This window comes from Rhodococcus sp. 1168, assembly GCF_002091955.1.
In the GTDB taxonomy this organism is placed as follows: Bacteria; Actinomycetota; Actinomycetes; order Mycobacteriales; family Mycobacteriaceae; genus Rhodococcoides.
The window spans coordinates 121,272-138,949 of the sequence record NZ_MKKY01000079.1 but is presented as its reverse complement, the minus strand read 5'-3'; the positions used below and the strand labels follow the sequence as shown (position 1 = coordinate 138,949).

At 63.1% G+C, this 17,678-nt stretch carries 15 protein-coding genes and 1 pseudogene; 4 read left to right on the top strand and 12 right to left on the bottom strand.

The window, feature by feature from the left end:
• Positions 1–36 precede the first annotated feature (36 nt).
• Both BJI47_RS18285 and BJI47_RS18280 read right to left on the bottom strand, forming a co-directional pair.
• On the bottom strand, positions 37–894 hold the full coding sequence (locus BJI47_RS18285; protein WP_088945070.1) for a MaoC/PaaZ C-terminal domain-containing protein: 858 nt from the start codon (positions 892–894) through the stop codon (positions 37–39).
• The gene (locus BJI47_RS18280; protein WP_088945069.1) at positions 891–2,237 is read right to left on the bottom strand and encodes a 3-oxoacyl-ACP reductase; all 1,347 of its coding nucleotides are present in this window, start codon (positions 2,235–2,237) and stop codon (positions 891–893) included. The genes BJI47_RS18285 and BJI47_RS18280 overlap by 4 nt, the downstream gene beginning before the upstream one ends.
• 165 nt (positions 2,238–2,402) lie before the next feature.
• Between BJI47_RS18280 and BJI47_RS18275 the strand changes: the two genes are divergently transcribed.
• Complete coding sequence (locus BJI47_RS18275) at positions 2,403–3,701, top strand: acetyl-CoA C-acetyltransferase (protein ID WP_088945068.1); 1,299 nt, start codon at positions 2,403–2,405, stop codon at positions 3,699–3,701.
• Positions 3,702–3,793: 92 nt separating this feature from the next.
• On the opposite strand, the gene BJI47_RS18270 is transcribed toward BJI47_RS18275, so the two are convergent.
• The 5 genes from BJI47_RS18270 to BJI47_RS18250 are packed head-to-tail and all read right to left on the bottom strand — an operon-like array spanning position 3,794 to position 8,618.
• Positions 3,794–5,113 carry an ABC transporter substrate-binding protein gene (locus BJI47_RS18270; RefSeq protein WP_088945067.1) on the bottom strand — a complete coding sequence of 440 codons (1,320 nt, stop codon included), beginning with the start codon at positions 5,111–5,113 and terminating at the stop codon, positions 3,794–3,796.
• The gene (locus tag BJI47_RS18265; RefSeq protein ID WP_088945066.1) at positions 5,110–6,198 is read right to left on the bottom strand and encodes a branched-chain amino acid ABC transporter permease; all 1,089 of its coding nucleotides are present in this window, start codon (positions 6,196–6,198) and stop codon (positions 5,110–5,112) included. The genes BJI47_RS18270 and BJI47_RS18265 overlap by 4 nt, the downstream gene beginning before the upstream one ends.
• Before the next feature lies 1 nt (position 6,199).
• Positions 6,200–7,078, bottom strand: coding sequence for a branched-chain amino acid ABC transporter permease (locus BJI47_RS18260; RefSeq protein ID WP_088945065.1), 879 nt, complete (start codon positions 7,076–7,078; stop codon positions 6,200–6,202).
• Between the two features lie 24 nt (positions 7,079–7,102).
• Positions 7,103–7,825, bottom strand: coding sequence for an ABC transporter ATP-binding protein (locus BJI47_RS18255; RefSeq protein ID WP_088945064.1), 723 nt, complete (start codon positions 7,823–7,825; stop codon positions 7,103–7,105).
• Positions 7,815–8,618: an ABC transporter ATP-binding protein gene (locus tag BJI47_RS18250; RefSeq protein WP_254900681.1), complete on the bottom strand. Its 804-nt coding sequence runs from the start codon at positions 8,616–8,618 to the stop codon at positions 7,815–7,817. Before BJI47_RS18250 ends, BJI47_RS18255 begins: the two co-directional genes overlap by 11 nt.
• A 149-nt stretch (positions 8,619–8,767) precedes the next feature.
• On the opposite strand from BJI47_RS18250, the gene BJI47_RS18245 reads away from it, so the two are divergent.
• Together BJI47_RS18245 and BJI47_RS18240 are read left to right on the top strand one after the other, a co-directional pair.
• Positions 8,768–10,039 (top strand): PucR family transcriptional regulator, encoded by a 1,272-nt coding sequence (locus BJI47_RS18245; protein WP_254900680.1) that lies wholly within the window; start codon positions 8,768–8,770, stop codon positions 10,037–10,039.
• A gap of 242 nt (positions 10,040–10,281) precedes the next feature.
• Positions 10,282–12,480, top strand: a complete 2,199-nt coding sequence (locus tag BJI47_RS18240) for a VanW family protein (protein WP_368655907.1) — start codon at positions 10,282–10,284, stop codon at positions 12,478–12,480.
• A gap of 12 nt (positions 12,481–12,492) precedes the next feature.
• Here the strand turns inward: BJI47_RS18240 and BJI47_RS18235 are convergent, their stop codons facing one another.
• Positions 12,493–13,260, bottom strand: coding sequence for an SGNH/GDSL hydrolase family protein (locus BJI47_RS18235; RefSeq protein WP_088945061.1), 768 nt, complete (start codon positions 13,258–13,260; stop codon positions 12,493–12,495).
• A gap of 203 nt (positions 13,261–13,463) precedes the next feature.
• On the opposite strand from BJI47_RS18235, the gene BJI47_RS18230 reads away from it, so the two are divergent.
• Entirely contained in the window at positions 13,464–13,961 is a 498-nt protein-coding gene (locus BJI47_RS18230) for a flavin reductase family protein (RefSeq protein ID WP_088945060.1), read from the top strand.
• 65 nt (positions 13,962–14,026) lie between these two features.
• Here the strand turns inward: BJI47_RS18230 and BJI47_RS18225 are convergent, their stop codons facing one another.
• The 4 genes and pseudogenes from BJI47_RS18225 to BJI47_RS24180 form a co-directional block, all read right to left on the bottom strand.
• Positions 14,027–15,862, bottom strand: coding sequence for an acyl-CoA dehydrogenase (locus tag BJI47_RS18225; protein ID WP_088945059.1), 1,836 nt, complete (start codon positions 15,860–15,862; stop codon positions 14,027–14,029).
• Between the two features lie 79 nt (positions 15,863–15,941).
• Positions 15,942–16,565, bottom strand: a complete 624-nt coding sequence (locus BJI47_RS18220; RefSeq protein WP_088945136.1) for a bifunctional 2-polyprenyl-6-hydroxyphenol methylase/3-demethylubiquinol 3-O-methyltransferase UbiG — start codon at positions 16,563–16,565, stop codon at positions 15,942–15,944.
• 26 nt (positions 16,566–16,591) lie between these two features.
• Positions 16,592–17,308, bottom strand: a pseudogene (locus tag BJI47_RS18215) (DUF4185 domain-containing protein).
• A gap of 132 nt (positions 17,309–17,440) precedes the next feature.
• Positions 17,441–17,599, bottom strand: a complete 159-nt coding sequence (locus BJI47_RS24180) for a hypothetical protein (RefSeq protein WP_176224949.1) — start codon at positions 17,597–17,599, stop codon at positions 17,441–17,443.
• Positions 17,600–17,678: the final 79 nt, after the last annotated feature.

Genomic DNA, 17,678 nt, shown 5'->3' with positions numbered 1-17,678 from the left:
AGCCCCTACGTTCGGCTGACGTAGGGGCTGCTTCGGTTACCGCAACGTGGCGGTGAGGTGCGGGTACCCCTTCTTGGGGTTCAAAAGCGAGAGGTCCCAACCGGTGCCGACGGATTCGGCATACAGGTTCACGGTTGCGGGCAGCACGATCGGCTTGCCGAAACTGACGCTGTAAGTGACCTTCTCGGGAATTCGGCCCTCGACTATCTGCAATGCTGCAGCCGCGCTCCACATTCCATGCGCGATGGTCTTCGGGAAGCCGAATGCCTTAGCACCGAGCGTGGATACGTGAATCGGATTGCGATCACCCGATATCGACGCATACTTGCTGATCGTCTTCTGATCGACTCGAAGTGTCCGCGTCGGGGGCGGTGGCACCTCGTCGGCAGGCGGGGCTTCACGGAGTTCGCCGGACAGTGAGGTCTTCTGCAGGCTCAGGAAGCTCGAGGTCTGCCTCCAGACGAGCTCGCGTCCGACGCTTACTTCGCTGATCAGGTCGACCAGTAGTCCCTTGCGGTGCTCGCGCAGGTTCTCCGCGTGCACACGAACGTCCAGTGGCTCCGAGGCAGAGATCGGCCGAAGCGCCTCGATAACGTTCTCCGCATGCACCGAACCGATCGCCGCGAACGGAAAGCCCTTGGACACCATCAGTTTCATGACCGTCGGGAAGACGAGCGTGAACGGATACGTGATGGGCAGGATGTCACCGAAGCGCAATCCGGTGGCCTTGCAGTAATCGGCGAGATTGTCGAGATCGACCCTCAGGCCGCGGAGCTCGAACTCGGTGGACGGCACCGAAGACGACTTCGCGCCGAAGAACGGCAAGGCACTACGCGCCGCCGCGGTATAGATTTCCGAAATCTTGGGCTGCTCCGAGAGCTCGACGACGCTCATGCGCCGAGGAGGCTCTGACCGCAGACGCGGACGATCTGCCCGGTGACGGCGTTCGATGCGGGAGAAGCGAAGTAGGACACCAGTTCTGCGACGTCGACGGTCTGGCCGCCCTGCAGCAGCGAGCTCATGCGTCGGCCGGCCTCGCGGGTGGCGAAGGGGATGGCGGCGGTCATCGCGGTTTCGATGAATCCGGGTGCGACGGCGTTGATGGTGATCGACTTGGCCGCGAGAACGGGGGCCGACGCCTGGACGAGGCCGATGACGCCCGCCTTGGACGTGCCGTAGTTTGTCTGGCCGCGGTTACCGGCGATGCCTGCGATGGAAGAGACATCGACGACGCGGCCGCCTTCCTTGAGTGCACCGACCTTCACCAGGTGATCGGTGATGCGCTGTGGCGCAGCCAGATTCACGCCGATGACCGAGTTCCAGCGACTCTCGTCCATGTTGGCGAGTGTCTTGTCGCGGGTGATGCCGGCGTTGTGGACGATGATATCGGCGCCGCCGTGACGCTCGAGGAGGTGCTTGGCGAGCACCTCGGCGGCATCGGGTGCGGTGACGTCGAGTGCGAGTGAGGTGCCGCCGACCTTGTTGGCGGTCTCGGACAACGCCTCACCGGCGGCGGGGATGTCTGCTGCGATGACGTGTGCGCCGTCGCGCGCCAGCACCTCGGCGATGGTGGCACCGATGCCGCGGGCCGCACCGGTAACTACTGCGACCTTGCCGGCAAGCGGCTTGTCCCAGGATGCAGGTGCGGTGGAATCGGCGTCGCCGACGACGATGACCTGGCCGTCGACGAAGGCCGACTTGGCGGACAGGAGGAAGCGCAGGGTGGATTCGAGTCCGGAGAGCCCGGTCGATGCGTCGGGGGAGATGTAGACCAGCTGAGCCGTCGCGCCGCGCTTGACCTCTTTGCCGACGCTGCGGGTGAAGCCTTCGAGGGCCCGCTGGGCGATGTGCTCGTCGACGTTTGCCGTCTTCTCCGGCGTAGTGCCGATGACGACGACGCGCGCCGAAGGCGCGAGGTTGCGGATGACGGGCTGGAAGAACTGGAAGAGCTGCTCGAGCTCTGCGACGTTACCGATGCCGGTGGCGTCGAAGACCAGCGCGCCGTATTTGGCGTCGTTCGCCTGCGCCTGCGGGTAGTCGGAGAGCAGTTCGCGCAGTGGCTCGACGAGTCGGCCGTTGCCGCCGATCAGGACGGGTCCGGCCAGGGGCGGTTCGCCTGCCTTGTACCGACGCAGCTTCTCGGGCTGCGGCAGTCCTGCCTGCTTGGCGATGAATGCTCCAGGCGCGGACGCCAAGAACGTTGAGTAGAGGTCTGGGGCTCCCTTGGTGGCTGCCACTTGTCCTACCTTTCACTTGGCGCCTTCGCGGTCCCACGTGCACGCCCGGTGAAAGGCGCACACACGGGTGCAAAGCGCACGACCGGGTGTCGACAACCAACTTACTCGCCAGTAAGATGAAACTCCACCAAGGCCTTTTTCTTTCCGGATGTTGGGAGACCACAAGTGACAAGCAAGCAACTACGACCGGTCGCAATCGTCGGTGGCAACCGCATTCCGTTTGCTCGCTCGGACAAGAAGTATGCGCGGGCGTCCAACCAGGACATGCTCACCGCAACTATCGACGGCCTGGTCAGCAGGTTCAATCTGCAAGGCGAGCGTCTCGGCCTCGTCGCTGCGGGCGCGGTACTCAAGCACAGCCGGGATTTCAATCTCACTCGCGAAACCGTTCTCGGTAGCGCGCTGAGTCCGTATACCCCCGCCTACGACCTGCAGCAGGCATGCGGGACGGGTCTGCAGACGATCGTGGCCGTCGGTGATGCCATCGCGGCCGGTCGTATCGATTCCGGTATCGGCGGCGGCGTCGACACCACCTCCGATGCACCCATCGCCGTCGGCGACGACCTGCGCGAGTTCTTGCTTTCGCTCAACCGCGCGAAGTCGGCCACCGATCGACTCAAACTTCTCGGCAACGTTCGACCGTCCATGCTGGGGATCGAGATCCCTCGCAACGGAGAGCCGCGTACCGGCATGTCCATGGGTGACCATGCGGCGATAACGTCGAAGGAATTCGGCATCCGCCGCGAGGACCAGGACGAACTGGCTGCCGCGAGCCACCAGAACATGGCTGCCGCCTACGACCGTGGCTTCTTCGACGACCTGGTGACGCCATTCCTCGGTCTCACCCGCGATGACAACCTACGGCCGGGATCAACCGTGGAGAAGCTCTCGACGCTGAAGCCGGTCTTCGGGACCAAGCTGGGTGACGCGACCATGACGGCCGGCAACTCGACGCCTCTCACCGACGGCGCTTCGGCGGCGTTGCTGTCGACGGACGAGTGGGCCGCAGAGCGCAACTTGCCGGTTCTCGCGCACCTGGTGGATTCGGAAACTGCCGCCGTGGACTACATCCACGGCAACGGTTCGTATACGGACGGCCTGTTGATGGCCCCGACGTACGCAATTCCGCGCCTACTGGCCCGTAACGGGCTTACACTTCAAGACTTCGATTACTACGAGATTCACGAGGCGTTCGCATCCGTCGTGCTCGCGACGCTGCAGGCGTTCGAGAGCGAGGAGTATTGCAAGGAGCGTCTCGGCTTGGACGGTGCGCTCGGTTCCATCGATCGCAGCAAGCTCAACGTCAACGGTTCCTCGCTCGCGGCGGGCCACCCGTTCGCTGCTACCGGTGGCCGTATCGTCGCCTCGCTGGCCAAGATGCTCGCGGAGAAGGGTTCGGGCCGTGGCCTGATCTCCATCTGTGCCGCCGGCGGCCAAGGCGTCACCGCAATCATCGAGCGCTGAACAAGCACTCGATCAACGGGGGAACGATCGGCAGATCTGTCACACGAGGGGTTGACGGATCTGCCGATCGTTATAGCAAGGCCTGAAAAGTACTACTCCGGGATACCACTTTCCGGTGGCGTGGACTCTTCGCCCTCGTACTCGACTACGGGTGAGTCACCGATGTCCGTCTGCATGACCGGCGTCAGGTACTCGGGAACACCGTTCTTTATCTGGTAGATGCTGGCACCCGAGATTCCGAGATGACTGTCCTCGGAGTAGCGGAACGGTGCGAGTTGTGGTCCCTCGAAGTCCATTCCGCCGGCTTGGATTGCGTCGACGATGCCTTCGCGTGTCGGGTTTTCTCCCGCTGCCTGCAATGCCGTGACGAACGCGTAGGCCTGGCTCAGGCCGTAGACCCGATAGTTGGTCAGTGGTTCGCCGGTGCCGTTCTCGGCCCACACTTTGTTCCACAGCTTCGTCCACTCGTTGTCCTTCGAGTCGATGCCGGGGATGTATTCGAGTGAGAGCATGCCTTCGAGGGACTGGCTGCCCTCGGAGACGGCGCCTTGCGAGAAGCGTCCCAGCAACGATCCGACGAGATCGACGTCGGAGCCGATGGAGCTGTAGAACCACTCGGGTGTGTAGTTGAGCCGCATCGAGGTGAGCTGGCTCAAAGCGGTGTAGGACGGTACGTTGAAGCCGAGGATCAGATCGGCGCCTGCGCCTTGCAATGCCGCGATCTGTGGGGCGACGTCGGTGTTGCCGGAGGTGTAGCGAACGACCTCGACGATCTGATCGTCCAGGTACTGGCGGACGGCTTCCTCGCTGTCTCGGCCGAGGTCGTCGTCCTGCAGGAACAGGCCGATCTTGGCATCGGGGCGGTTTTTCGCAACCCAGTCGCCGATGATCTTGCCTTCGACCTGGTAGTCGGGTTGCCAGCCGAAGGTGTTCGGGTATTTCTCGGGATCGTTGCCCCACATGATGGCGCCCGAGGATACGAAGAGGTCGGGTACGCCCTCCTCGTTGAGGAAGTCGATGACCGCGCTGTGCGTTGCGGTGCCCAGTCCACCGACGACGGCGAACACTTCATCCTGGAGTACCAGTTCGTTGACTACTTGTGTGGTGGTGGTCGGATCGTACGAGTCATCGCGCACCACGTACTCGATCTGGCGTCCGTTCACACCGCCGGCGGCGTTGACGTAGTCGAAGTAAGCCTTTGCACCGGTAGGGATTTCGCTGTATCCCGGGGCTGCGACGCCGGTCAACGGAAAGTGGGCACCGATCTTCACCGAAGTGTCGGAGATTCCGACCGTCGAGCCTTCGGTGGTCTCGGTGGCCTCGTCACGTCCGCCTGCGCCACACGATGCAGCCAAGGACACGACGGCCGCGACGGCGGTGACGCGCACCGCCAGCGTTGTGGATCTTTTCATTTCTCCCCTTTTCTTTTCAGACGCCGGTTGCGGATGATGCCCATCAGCCCGGATGGCGCGAACAGGATGACCAGGACGGTGAAGACTCCGGTCACGAGCGGTGCGAGTTCTGCGGACTGCAGGCTGCTGAGGCCGGCATCGAGACCGAGATTGGTGACCACCGGTGGGATGTAGGTCAGCAGTAGGGCGCCGATGAGGGCACCGGACAGTGATCCGAGCCCGCCGATCACGACGGCGGAGAGCAGTGTCAGGGACAGTGTCAGCGTGAACCCGCTCGGTGCTGCGATTCTCGACGCCATTGCCAGTACGGCTCCGGCGGCGCCTGCGCAGGCTGCGCTGACGACGAAGGCGAGGATTCGGGCGCGGCCCAGGTTTATGCCTGCGAGTTCGGCGGCGACTTCGTCGTCACGTACGGCTCGCCAGCGTCGCCCGGTGCGGCTCGAAGCGACATTGGCCAACAGTGCGAAGACGATTACGAGAAGTACCCAGCTGATGTAGGACACGAATTTCGTTCCGCTGAGCTCGTTTCCGGTCAGGAAGAACATCGCGTCGTCGAGCAGTGTGGGTACTTTCGGCACCGGGATCACGAGACCTTGTTCGCCGCCGAGGTATTCGGAGAAGTAAAGGGCAAGGCCGGGAACTGCGACGGCGAGTGCGAGTGTCGCTCCCGCCAGATAGGGGCCGTGCAAGCGTGCGGCCGCGATGCCGACGATGACGCCGACGATGGAGGTCACCACCGTTGCGGCGAGCAAGACCAACGGGACGGTCCATCCGGAGTCCTGGGCCCGCAACATCAGTGCGGCCGTATACGCGCCGACTGCCATGAATGCGCCGTGGCCGAGGGAGAGTTGACCGTTGATGCCGGTCAGGATGGTGAGGCCGCCTGCAGCGATGGCGAGGTATGCCACCGAGGTCAGTTGGCTCTGCCGGAAGGTGCTGATGCTTTCCATCACGAGCACGATCACCACGAGAGCGAGTACGGCACAGAGTATGTGACGACGGACCGGGGTCGATATCACTCGGGTCCACAGTGGTGGTGTTGGTTTCGGCGCAGGGTTGGCTCGATCTTTCGCGGGTGCGCTCATGTCAAACCCTTCTTGCCGTGGCGTGAGCGAACAGTCCGCTCGGCTTCAGCAGCAGGACGACGATCAGTATCACCAGGGCTGCAGTGGATACGAGGTCCTGGCCGAGGTAGCCGCTGACGAGGCTGAGGCCGATTCCCATCATGAGGCCGCCGACGACTGCACCGCCGGGGGAGTCGAGTCCGCCGAGAACGGCTGCGACGAAGCCGAATACGACGATGGAATCCATGTAACCGGGGTGGACCAGTGATCCGCCTGCGATGAGCAGGCCGGCCAGTGAGCCTACGACGGCGGCGAGCGCCCAGCCGAGGGTGAGCATTCTGCTGACGCGGACGCCGAGCAGTTTGGCCACTTCCTGCTCGAAGGCGCTCGCACGCATCTTGAGGCCGAGGTCGGTGAAGCGAAAGAGTAGTACGAGTAGTCCGAGTACGACCAGCACGGCGACGATCTTGAAGATGTCGTATCCCGTGAGAGCGACGTTGAGGTCACCGATCATTCGGCCCGAGAGTCCGAAAGGTGCTGGAAAAGAACGGAATTGGTTGCCGAAGACGATGGCGGCGGTCGCGTGAATGATGATGAACAACCCGAGGGTGAGGATGATCGGATTGATGTGCGAAGACGTGTCGACGAACCGAATGACCAGGCGTTCGATCAACGCGCCCAGTATCAGCCCGCTGAGAAGCGCGACGCCGAATCCGATCCAGTAGGAGTAGCCGGCGTCGATGACGACGAGAGCGACGTAGGTGGTGATCATGGCCATGGGTGCCTGCGCGAAATTCACGATGCGCGTCGAGCGCCAGATGAGAACCAGGGCAAGAGCGAACGCGGCATAGATCATGCCGGTCGTCACCCCGTTCAGGAGGATGGTGAGCAGTTGCTGCACGTCGGTGGGGTTCCTTTCGGCTCGTCAGAATCCGAGGTAGGCGTGGCGGAGAGCGTCGTCGTCGGCCAGGATGTCGGCGGACCCTTCGACGGCAACCGTGCCGAGGTCGAGTACGACTGCATGCTCGGCGATCGACAGGGCGCTGCGTGCGTTCTGTTCTACGAGAACCACTGTCATGGACTCGGTTTCGACGAGCATCCGCAGTGTCTCGAAGATCTGGGCGATCACTTTCGGTGCGAGACCCAACGAGGGTTCGTCGAGCAGTAGTACCGTCGGGGTCGCCATGAGCGCTCGGCCGATGACGAGCATCTGGCGTTCACCACCGGACAACGTGTGTGCGGACAAGGATCGCCTCGTGTCGAGCGGTGGGAACATCGTGTAGATCCGATCCAGGGTGACCGCGTCGTGGCTTTTGTTGCGGCCCATTGCGCCGAGGCGGAGGTTCTCCTCCACGGTCAGCTCGGCGATGACGCCGCGACCCTCGGGGACGTGGGCGAGTCCTTTGCGCGACATGCGATCCGGTGCGACCCCGACGAGTTCTCCCCCAGCCATCGTGATACTTCCCGAGGTGGGATGCAGCAGACCTGAGATGGCCCGGAGGAGAGTCGTCTTGCCTGCACCGTTCGCGCCGAGGACCGCGGTGACGGTGCCTGCGCGGATGGACATAGATACCGAGTCGAGAGCCTTGACCGGACCGTAGTGCACGGTGAGGTCGGTGATTTCCAGCTGCAGGGTGTCAGTTTTCATGTGTCACTTCGTTTCCCAGATAGGCGGCAAGGACGGCCGGATCCTCGCGTACGTCTTCGGGTGTGCCCTGTGCGATGACCTTGCCGAAGTCGAGTACGAAGATTCGGTCACAGACGCTCATGACGAGATCCATGTGATGTTCCACGAGCAGGATCGAAGTGCTCGCGAATTCGCCGCCCGCAAGTGAGCGGATGAGTGTTGCGAGTTCGTCCATTTCGTCCGAGGACAGGCCTGATGCAGGCTCGTCGAGGAGGAGTAGGGACGGCGCGCTGACAAGAGCGCGGGCCAGAGCAACCCGTTTGCGCACTGCGTAGGGCAGGCTCGGCGGAAATCGGTGAGCGTAGGAGTCGATACGCAGTTCTTCGAGCGTGGACATGGCGGTGGCGCGCACCGCGGCGTCGTCGCGTGAGCTTCGGGGTAGTCCGAGGATGCCGGAGAGAAATCCGGCGTGGGCGGTGCGGTCGGCGCCGATCATGACGTTGTCGAGGACCGTCATCCGGTCGAAGAGTCCGAGCCCTTGGAGGGTCCGGCTCATCCCCAAGCCAGGCAGATGGTGGGGGGTCAGGCGTGTGAGCGGCCTCCCGTTTCGGGTGATGGTGCCTGCCTGTGGTCGGACAAGTCCACACGCGACGTTGAACAGGGTCGTCTTACCTGCTCCGTTCGGGCCGATCACTCCGAGGACCTCGCCTGGCCGGACGTCGAGGCTGACGTCGGAGAGGGCCACGATGCCGCCGAATGTGACATCGATGGACTTCATGTCGAACACTGGTTCGCATGCTGAATTTGCGGTCAAGTGATCTACCTCACAATCGGTGGTGGGTTCACTATGGCCGGTCAGCACAACGCGCGGTATGGACGCAGCGCACAAAATGTTTGGGTTCGAGGACACCAGCACCGGTCAATTCGCCCACAGGTCTAGGCGAAGTGCGCAAAGCTGTGCCTGTGAGCGGACCGCCGGCCAGAACCAGTTCGGGCCAGCCCTCGCGCCGCAACCTCAGTGCCTCGGATCAGGCGACGATCCAGCAAGCATGGTCGACATTGCTGCGCCGGGCCGATGCGATCGCGGATTCGATCACGCTGGCATTGATCGAGCAGGAACCCGCCTACCTCGCATCCAGTGCGCCGGACATTGCCGCCGAGATTCGACGCAGCACCCGTGAACACGTCCGGCAGGGTCTGCTCACGATGTCGAGACCCCGCGAGGTCTCGGACACGACCCGTGAAGTGTGGCGTCGGACCGGGCGAGAACGGGCGCGTCAGGGGATACCGATGGAACTGGTCCTCAAGGCGTACACGCTCGGCAGTAGAACATTATGGGAAGAGTTGATGATCGAGCGGGAACAGCACCGATTGGTGATCGACGAAAGGTTGCTTCTCCTTGCCGGGCAACAGCTCTGGCGGGCCCTCGATGGGCAGTACGAAACACTCGTCCAGGCGTATCGACGCGAAAGCGCGCGAATGCAGCAGCGCGACATCGCCAATGTGCTCGCCATTCTCGACGGCCTTCGCAGCGGTCGTGGAGGCGATCCGGCGTTCGTCCTCGAAGCCAGGGCGACTCTCGGGCTGTCCGCTTCGCAAGCAATCGCGTGCGTTGTCGGAGTGCTCGACGATCAGGGCGAGTCGCCGCTGCCGGCGCCGGAGGACGCGCTCGACCAAATCGGCGCGGTGTCGCACTGGAACATCCGCGACGGACATCAGTTCGCGTTGGTCGCGTTGACGCGCGGATCGCTGGCAGGAGTTGTCGAGGCGTTGGTGCCGCGGGCGGCGGGAAGGGTGGGGGTCGCGCACTCGCCCGACGGGCTGTCGTCGTTCGCAGCTGCGTATCGACTCGCAGCATTGACTGCCGGGACCGTCGCCGACGGGGAGGCGGGGGTCGCGCTGGCTACCGATCGGCTCCCACGCGTGATCTTGGCGGCCGACGACCAATGCTCGGAGCTGCTCGTGCGTCACGCACTCGGGTCGTTGTGGACACACCCGGAGCCGCAGCGTGACACGCTGCTCGGCACCCTCGCTCATGTTCTAGCCAGTGATGGGTCCCCGACCAACGCCGCGAAGGTGCTCTTCTGCCATCGAAACACCGTGATCTACCGAATCAGGCAGATCGAGGAGCTGACCGGTCGTGTTCTCTCCGATCCCCAGAACCGGCTGCTGTTGACGTTGGCCCTGGTGAAGACCGGCCACTGGGCGCGGGCAGTGGACTTCGGACACAGGTGAGGGCCCTGTGTTCATTCAATTGAATGAACACCAGAGATTTTCGAAGCTCGGTTGTAACGCTTCACAAAGATTGCCGATACTCGTAGTGGCTCCGTACTGCTGCCCGACCCCCGACCCGGCAGCGGTGCGGAGCCTCCTACGTCTCGATCGAGGTGGCTCGACAACTCCGCGTCGACAGCGGATGCGTAAGCTCGGGCACGACAGTCGATCGAAATCGGTGGGGGTTGTGGGAGGGCTTGAACGTGAGCATCGGTGGAGACGGCACAGAACCGCACGAGCGTCAGGAGCCTCCGGTCCCTGAAGGCCCGGTCCCTGAAGGCCCAGTAGAGGACACGCAGCCCGAAGAGGTACTGCCGTACGACGCGGTCACCGAGGCTATGACGGTTGTACCTCCCGAGAGCTCTTCACCTCCCGTGCAGGACGAGTCGAGTCAACCGTCGAAGGACGAGAACGAGCCGGCGACGGAAGCGTATTCAGCGGTTCCTCCGAGTCCTGTGGAGCCAGTTGTCGCTACGAGGCCGCCCGAACCGCCTGTCACCTCTCCCGCCGCAAGTTCGGCAACGCCCGACCCAGCAGGCGCTGGAACGGTCGGCTCGGATCAGAAGCCTCCGTGGGTGAAGGTCGCAGTCTTGGCGGGCGCTGCTGTAGCGATCTCGGCCGTGTTCTACACCGCGGACTGGTTGTCTTCCAGCGGCGCAGTTCCGCGTGGAGTCACTGTTGCCGGAGTGGACGTCGGAAGCCTTTCGCACGACGACGCCGAGGCGAAGCTTCGTTCGGAGCTCGGCGCACGCGTCGAGCAGCCCGTTGCTGTCGAGGCAGGAGAGCTGAACCTCGAGTTCGTACCGGCCGCAGCAGGGCTCGGTGTGGATTGGAACGCGACGCTCGATCGCGCGGGGTCGCAGCCGATCAATCCGTTCACTCGGATCGGTTCGTTCTTCGGTCATCGCGAGATCGGCGTGGAGTCGACGGTCGATGCCGCTGCGCTCGATGCGACCGTGGAGTCGATTCGTGCGCAGACCGACCGCGCGCCGGTGGAAGGCGACATCGTCTTCGAGGGTGCGACCGCAGTAGGTGTGGTGCCCGCTCCCGGCCTGGCGCTCGACGTTGCCGGCGCGCGCGAGTCAATGCAGAAGCGTTGGGCTTTCGGGGATGTCGAGGTACCCGTGGAGACCGCTGATGTGACGGTGCACCAGGACGAGGTCGATCGGGTGCTCACCCAGATCGCCGTGCCTGCGGTGTCCGCGCCGGTGGTGTTCACCGGCAAGAACTCTGCAGCCGCAGTGCTGGCCCCTGAGGTCGTCGGCCAGGTCGTGTCCTTCGAGCCGGGAGAGGATGGGTCACTCGCGGCGCGGTACGACAACGACGCAGCGATCCGAATTCTCGCGCCGCAGTTGGTCGCTACCGAGACGGTCCCGAAGGATGCGTCGTTCGTTTTGGGATCAGGTGCGCCGACCATCGTGCCTGGTGTCGTCGGCGAGTTGGTGCAGTGGCCGGTGACGCTCGAGCAGTTGCCGACCTTGTTGGCCTCCCCGGATGCCCGAACCACCGAGGCGGTGTACGCGCCCGCGCCACCGGCACTGACAACCGAGGGCGCGCAGGCGCTCGGCATCAAGGAAGTTGTCGCCGAGTACACCACCGGCGGATTCGAGTACGCGTCCGGAGTCAATATCAGACTCACCGCCGATATCGTCAACGGTGCGTTGGTGAAGCCAGGAGCTACGTTCTCGCTCAACGGATACACTGGACCACGCGGGACGGCACAGGGCTTCGTCGAGTCGGGGATCATCGACAACGGGAGACCGGACCGGGCAGTCGGCGGCGGCATCAGTCAGTTCGCGACGACGTTGTACAACGCGGCGTACTTCGGCGGAATGGAAGACGCCGGGCACACCGAGCACAGTTATTACATCAGTAGATATCCCGAGGCCCGCGAGGCGACGGTATTCGAGGGTGCTATCGACCTGAAGTTCACCAACCCTGCCAAGACTGGCATCGTCATCGAGTCGTTCGGTACGGGTTCTGATGTGACGGTTCGGCTTTGGGGAACGAAGACGGTGGAGGTCCAGTCGAGTACCGGGCCGCGGACCAACCCGACCTCTCCCAATACGGTCACGCTCCCTGCCGGTGATCAGTGCGTTCCGTCCAGTGGTGGACCGGGATTCACGGCGAGCAATACCAGAGTGATCACCGATATCGCGTCGGGCAAAGAGATATCACGAGAGACTCGCACGGTGAAGTACGATCCGATTCCGATCGTGAAATGCCAGTCACGCGAACCTGATCCGAAACCTGCCGACGCTCCACCTCCGGCGCCCGCACCTCCGGCAGCCGAGCCTGCGGCTTCTCCAGCGGCTACACCGGCTGCCGAGCCGACACCGTTCGCTCCTGCCGATCCTCCGGCAGCCGAGCCGGCGGAGCAGCCGGAGAGCAGCGAGAACTAGTCGCTTTCCGCGCTAGTGCAGCTGAGACCGAAGCGTCGTGTGCTTCGGCGCAACGTCGTCACCGGAGGATGCGCCGCGGAGGCGTCGTGACACCCACGGCGCCGCGAAGGACTTCACCCATTCGGCATTCTCACGCCGCTTGGCCGCAGGCGCGATGGGTGCGCGTGGCTCCAATGGTTCGAGTTCGATCGAATGCGAGACACCGAGGTGATCGAGAACCTCGGATGCCATCCGCATGTGTCCACGCGTGGACATGTGCAGACGATCCGAGTCCCACATCCGGGTGTCGTCGTAGCCGTCGAGACGCCAGAAGTCGACGAGTTCGACTCCCCGACGGTCGGCTACTTCCCGCAGAAGTTCGTTGTAGATCGCAGTGCGTCCACGCAGTGAGCGGAACAGTGGTGCCCAGCCCGCGTCGTATCCGGTGAAGGCGACGACCCGCGCGCCGGTGGCGACCAGATCTGCCAGTGCCGAGTCGTATCTGGAGACGATGGCGTCGATGTCCACCTTGGGCCGCATCAGGTCGTTTCCGCCGGCGTAGATGGTGATGAGGTCGGGTTCGGCGTCGACGGCGATGCCGACTTGGTCTCCGATCACCTGGTCGACCAATCTTCCGCGCACCGCGAGATTGGCGTAGCGAAATTCCGGGTTCGTGGCGCCGAGCTGTTCGGCGACGCGGTCGGCCCAGCCCTTGACTCCGTTTGCGCTGGTGGGATCGGCGTCGCCGACGCCCTCGGTGAACGAGTCCCCGAGCGCTACGTAGCTATCGATTCTCGACACAACAACAACCTCCGTGAGTACTGCTAACTAGTTACTCGACAGTACGACACTGTCGCGGCATATTTCATTCCCGAAAATCCGGGCGCAGGACTCTCGTCTACCGAAACTCGTAGCGTGGACTACGAGGTGTGCTGGCAGGATGACCGAACGTAAGGTCAGATGTCACCACCTGATCACGCTGCTCAGACCAGAACGGATATCTCATGCCTCTCGCCAACACCGAACTCGACAACGGTGTCCTTCGCGCCGCTTTCGGTCAGTTCCCCAGCGGTGTCGTCGCACTGTGCGCCGAAATCGACGGTGCTCCCGTCGGCATGGCTGCGAGCAGCTTCGTCGCTGTGTCGATGGACCCGCCGCTCGTGGCGTTCTGCGTGCAGAACACGTCGACGACGTGGCCTAGATTCACTGTCTCGAAGCGCATCGGCATCAGTGTGTTGGGCGAAGCGCACGACGGCGCTGCGCGGACATTGGCCGCCAAGACAGGTAACCGGTTCGAGGGTCTGGACGTGACGACGACCGAGGACGGCGCCGTATTCATCGGCGGAGCGAGTATGTGGCTCGACGCCACCGTCACCGAACAAGTACCCGCAGGCGATCATGCGATCGTGCTGATGCGGATCAACGAACTGGAGATCAGAGATGTAGCACCGATCGTGTTCCACAGCAGTAAGTTCCGCCGCCTTGCCGCCGAAGAAGGGTAGCGAGCGCAAAAACAACGGCCGCACCCCGAAGGATGGGGATGCGGCCGTTTGTGTACGGGGGTGAATCAGAATGCCGCTTCGTCGAGCTCCATGACGTCGAGGTCTGTGTTGGCGAGGATGCCGCGGGTGGCGGTCAGCTGGGGCAGGATGTTCTTGGCGAAGAAGGACGCGACTGCGACCTTGCCCTCGTAGAACGACTTTTCCTTGCCCTCTGCACCGTTGTCGAGTGCCGTGATGGCAATTTCGGACTGACGCAGCAGCAGCCAGCCGATGAGCAGGTCGCCGAAGCCCATGAGGAAGCGGACTGATGCGAGGCCGACCTTGTACAGCTCGGTCGGCTGCTCCTGAGCTCCCATGAGCTGCTGGGTCATCGTGGTGACGATGGCCTGCACATCTTCGAGTGCGGTGGCGAGAAGCGCGCGCTCGGCCTTGAGTCGACCGTTGCCTGCTTCGCTGTCGATGAACGACTTGATCTGGCCGGCGATGTGAGCCAGCGCGACGCCACGGTCACGGGCGATCTTGCGGAAGAAGAAGTCCTGCGCCTGGATGGCCGTCGTGCCCTCGTACAGCGAGTCGATCTTCGAGTCGCGGATGTACTGCTCGATCGGGTAGTCCTGCAGGAACCCGGATCCGCCGAGCGTCTGGAGGCTTTCCGCCAGCTGACTGTAGGCGATTTCGGATCCGACGCCCTTGACGATCGGGAGAAGCAGATCGTTGACGCGGTAGGCGATGTCGTCGTCTGCGTCGGATACCTGCTTGGCGGTGATCGGGTCCTGGTGTGCCGCGGTGAAGAGGTATACCGCGCGCAGGCCCTCGGCGTATGCCTTCTGGGTGATCAGGCTGCGACGAACATCGGGGTGGTGCGTGATGGTGACGCGGGGTGCTGCCTTGTTCGTCATCTGCGTCAGATCGGCGCCCTGGACACGCTCCTTGGCGTAGTCCAGCGCGTTGAGGTATCCGGTGGAGAGGGTGGCGATCGCCTTGGTGCCGACCATCATTCGAGCGTGCTCGATGACGTCGAACATCTGCGCGATGCCCTTGTGGACCTCGCCGACGAGCCAGCCCTTGGCCGGGATGTCGTGGCCACCGAAGGTGAGCTCGCAGGTGGTGGAGACCTTGAGGCCCATCTTGTGCTCGACGCCGGTGACGAATACGCCGTTGCGCTCGCCGAGTTCGCCGGTCTCGAAGTCGAAGTGGGTGTTCGGTACGTAGAACAGGCTCAAGCCCTTGGTACCGGGTCCGGCACCTTCCGGGCGAGCGAGAACCAGGTGCATGGTGTTCTCGAAGAGATCGTCGGACACGGCCGAGGTGATGAACCGCTTGACGCCTTCGATGTGCCAGGAGCCGTCGTCCTGCTTGATGGCCTTGGTGCGGCCTGCGCCGACGTCGGATCCGGCGTCGGGCTCGGTGAGCACCATCGTTGCGCCCCACTTGCGCTCGACGATGACCTTCGCCCATTCCTTCTGCTCATCGGTGCCGTTGTTGTAGAGCACGTTGGCGAATCCTGGTCCCGCGGAGTACATGAACGCGGCAGGGTTGGCGCCGAGCAGCAACTCGTTGAGTGCCCAGCCGAGAGTGCGAGGCGCGGGGATGCCGCCGACTTCTTCGTCGAGACCGACACGCCACCACTCGCCGTCGTACAGCGCCTTGAACGACTTCTTGAAAGCCTCCGGCAGCTTGACGGTGTGAGTGTCGGGGTCGAACACAGGCGGGTTTCGGTCGGATTCGGCGAAGGACTCGGCTACCGGTCCTTCTGCCAGGCGGACTACCTCGCGAAGCATGTCGCGGGCTGCCTCCCCGTCGAGGTCGCCGAAGTTGTCACCTGCGAGAGACTCGTCGAGCCCGAACAGCTCGAAGAGGTTGAACTCGAGGTCCCGCAGGTTGCTCTTGTAATGGCCCATGCTCGTACTCTCCATGCTCGGTGGTGCGGTCTCGTGAGTACCGCCCAAGTTAGCTACTCGTCGGTAACATAACTGGATATTACCCCCGTTCATTCCCGCTGCCAAGAGGGGACCTACTCGCGAGTAGTAAAGCGTCGATTGCCGTGCCTTGATCGGTGTCCCGCAGACGCTTCTCGGCCCGGATTACCACGCCCGATCCGTCGACATCGGAAGCCAAATCCTCAGGGGAATAGAGTATTTCGGAATCCTGTGGCCCGCCGACCCCGTCGGTGAGGTTGAGCGAGTGGTGACCGAGAATCATGAGGATTCCGTCAGGTTTCAGAGCGTCGATTGCGCTCCGAATCACCCGTCGGCGTTGTTCTGGGGGCAGGTGAAGATAGAGAACGAGGACCAAGTCATAACCGGGCTCTGTTGAGAGCTTCGTCACATCGGCATGGACCCAGGTGAGTCGGTCTCGTACCGACTTGGGCGATTTCGCGGCGATCCGCCGCCCCTTCTCGAGCCCGACGGCCGAGAAGTCGACGGCGGTGACCTCCCATCCGCGGGTGGCCAGCCACAGGGCGTTCCTGCCCTCACCGGCCGCCAGGTCCAACGCCCGCCCGCGCGGAAGCGCGGTGGCGTATTCGACCAGCGCCTGGTTGGGAGGCGATCCGTAGACCAGGTCGGCGGCCGCATATTTGTTGTCCCACGCTGTTGCATCCATTCCGACGACCATATGTCGCCGACGCGTCACAACGTGGTGCGCAGGAGCAGGACGTTGTAGTTCTGGTGCACCGTGTCGAGGAAGTGCAGGTCAGGACCCGCGGACCAAGGGTGCATGTAGGGGGCATATGCACTGCGAAGCTGGTTGGTGTGCACGAGTACCTCGGGCGGACTCCACGGGCCGGCGGGCGGGGGGCGTCGCATGACGATCGAATCGGAAGCGTCCGTGGTGAGCATCAGGTATTGACCGAGGTATTGGTTGTACGCGACGGACAGCCCGCCGACGTCGTCGACGATGGGGACCGCGAGCGCGGGGTCGCCCATCTTCCATTCGGCGCCGGTTCAATATTCGTACGCGGCGAGGTCCAGGATGTCTTTTTCGAGTACGCGTGAGACGTAGCCGGGGTTGCCCCGTCCTGCAAAAGATTCGGAAATCCGAGGCCTGCCGTATCGCCGAAGGCGGTCAGGATCTCGCCGTTGCCGTTGTCCCACATGATTCCGAGGTCGGTGCCCAGCATGTTGACGTTCTGGGTTTAGTTCGGACTGGACATCCCGTGGCCTGCGCGAGGGCCACGGTCCGTCCGGTGAGCTGCGGGAGGCCGAAGACACCGTTCAGTCCTGGAATCGTATTTACGATAATCGGATTGGCCGTGCAGGACCGGCAATCACGAGAATTGTGACCACAGCAGCAACAGCGACCGACGTGAAACGGGCACTAGCCCCCCGGCTGTCATTCGAGTTCATCACAGCCCGCGGGAAGCATAACCCGAGGTTTCACCTGTCGTGCCGACTTTTATATTCTTTAGGCAGAGCAAAGCAAATGGTTTGGTCAGCGCTGAGAAAAAATCGATAAGTCCGTTTTTGCTGAGGTGCAAGTCAGTCGTGCGGGACGGTGTCGTCGATGTCTGCGGTATCCCAGTCCAGAGTCGATCCAAGTTCCTCGGAATCGGCACGACGCGCGACGCGGCCCAGCACGATGGCGACCGCGAGAGCCACCACCAACCAGACGGCTATACCGATGAATATTCCAAGCACATGGTCTTTCTAGCACCGATATCTGAGAATGCGCGTAGAAACCAAGCTTTTCGATTGTTGCAATGCGATCGACAATGGT

Excerpts from the sequence above, each read along its gene's own strand:
- BJI47_RS18225 (WP_088945059.1), bottom strand. The coding sequence starts at position 15,862 with ATGGGCCATTACAAGAGCAACCTGCGGGACCTCGAGTTCAACCTCTTC.
- BJI47_RS18270 (WP_088945067.1), bottom strand. The coding sequence starts at position 5,113 with ATGAAAAGATCCACAACGCTGGCGGTGCGCGTCACCGCCGTCGCGGCC.
- BJI47_RS18255 (WP_088945064.1), bottom strand. The coding sequence starts at position 7,825 with ATGAAAACTGACACCCTGCAGCTGGAAATCACCGACCTCACCGTGCAC.
- BJI47_RS18285 (WP_088945070.1), bottom strand. The coding sequence starts at position 894 with ATGAGCGTCGTCGAGCTCTCGGAGCAGCCCAAGATTTCGGAAATCTAT.
- BJI47_RS18220 (WP_088945136.1), bottom strand. The coding sequence starts at position 16,565 with ATGGATGCAACAGCGTGGGACAACAAATATGCGGCCGCCGACCTGGTC.
- BJI47_RS18265 (WP_088945066.1), bottom strand. The coding sequence starts at position 6,198 with ATGAGCGCACCCGCGAAAGATCGAGCCAACCCTGCGCCGAAACCAACA.
- BJI47_RS18230 (WP_088945060.1), top strand. The coding sequence starts at position 13,464 with ATGCCTCTCGCCAACACCGAACTCGACAACGGTGTCCTTCGCGCCGCT.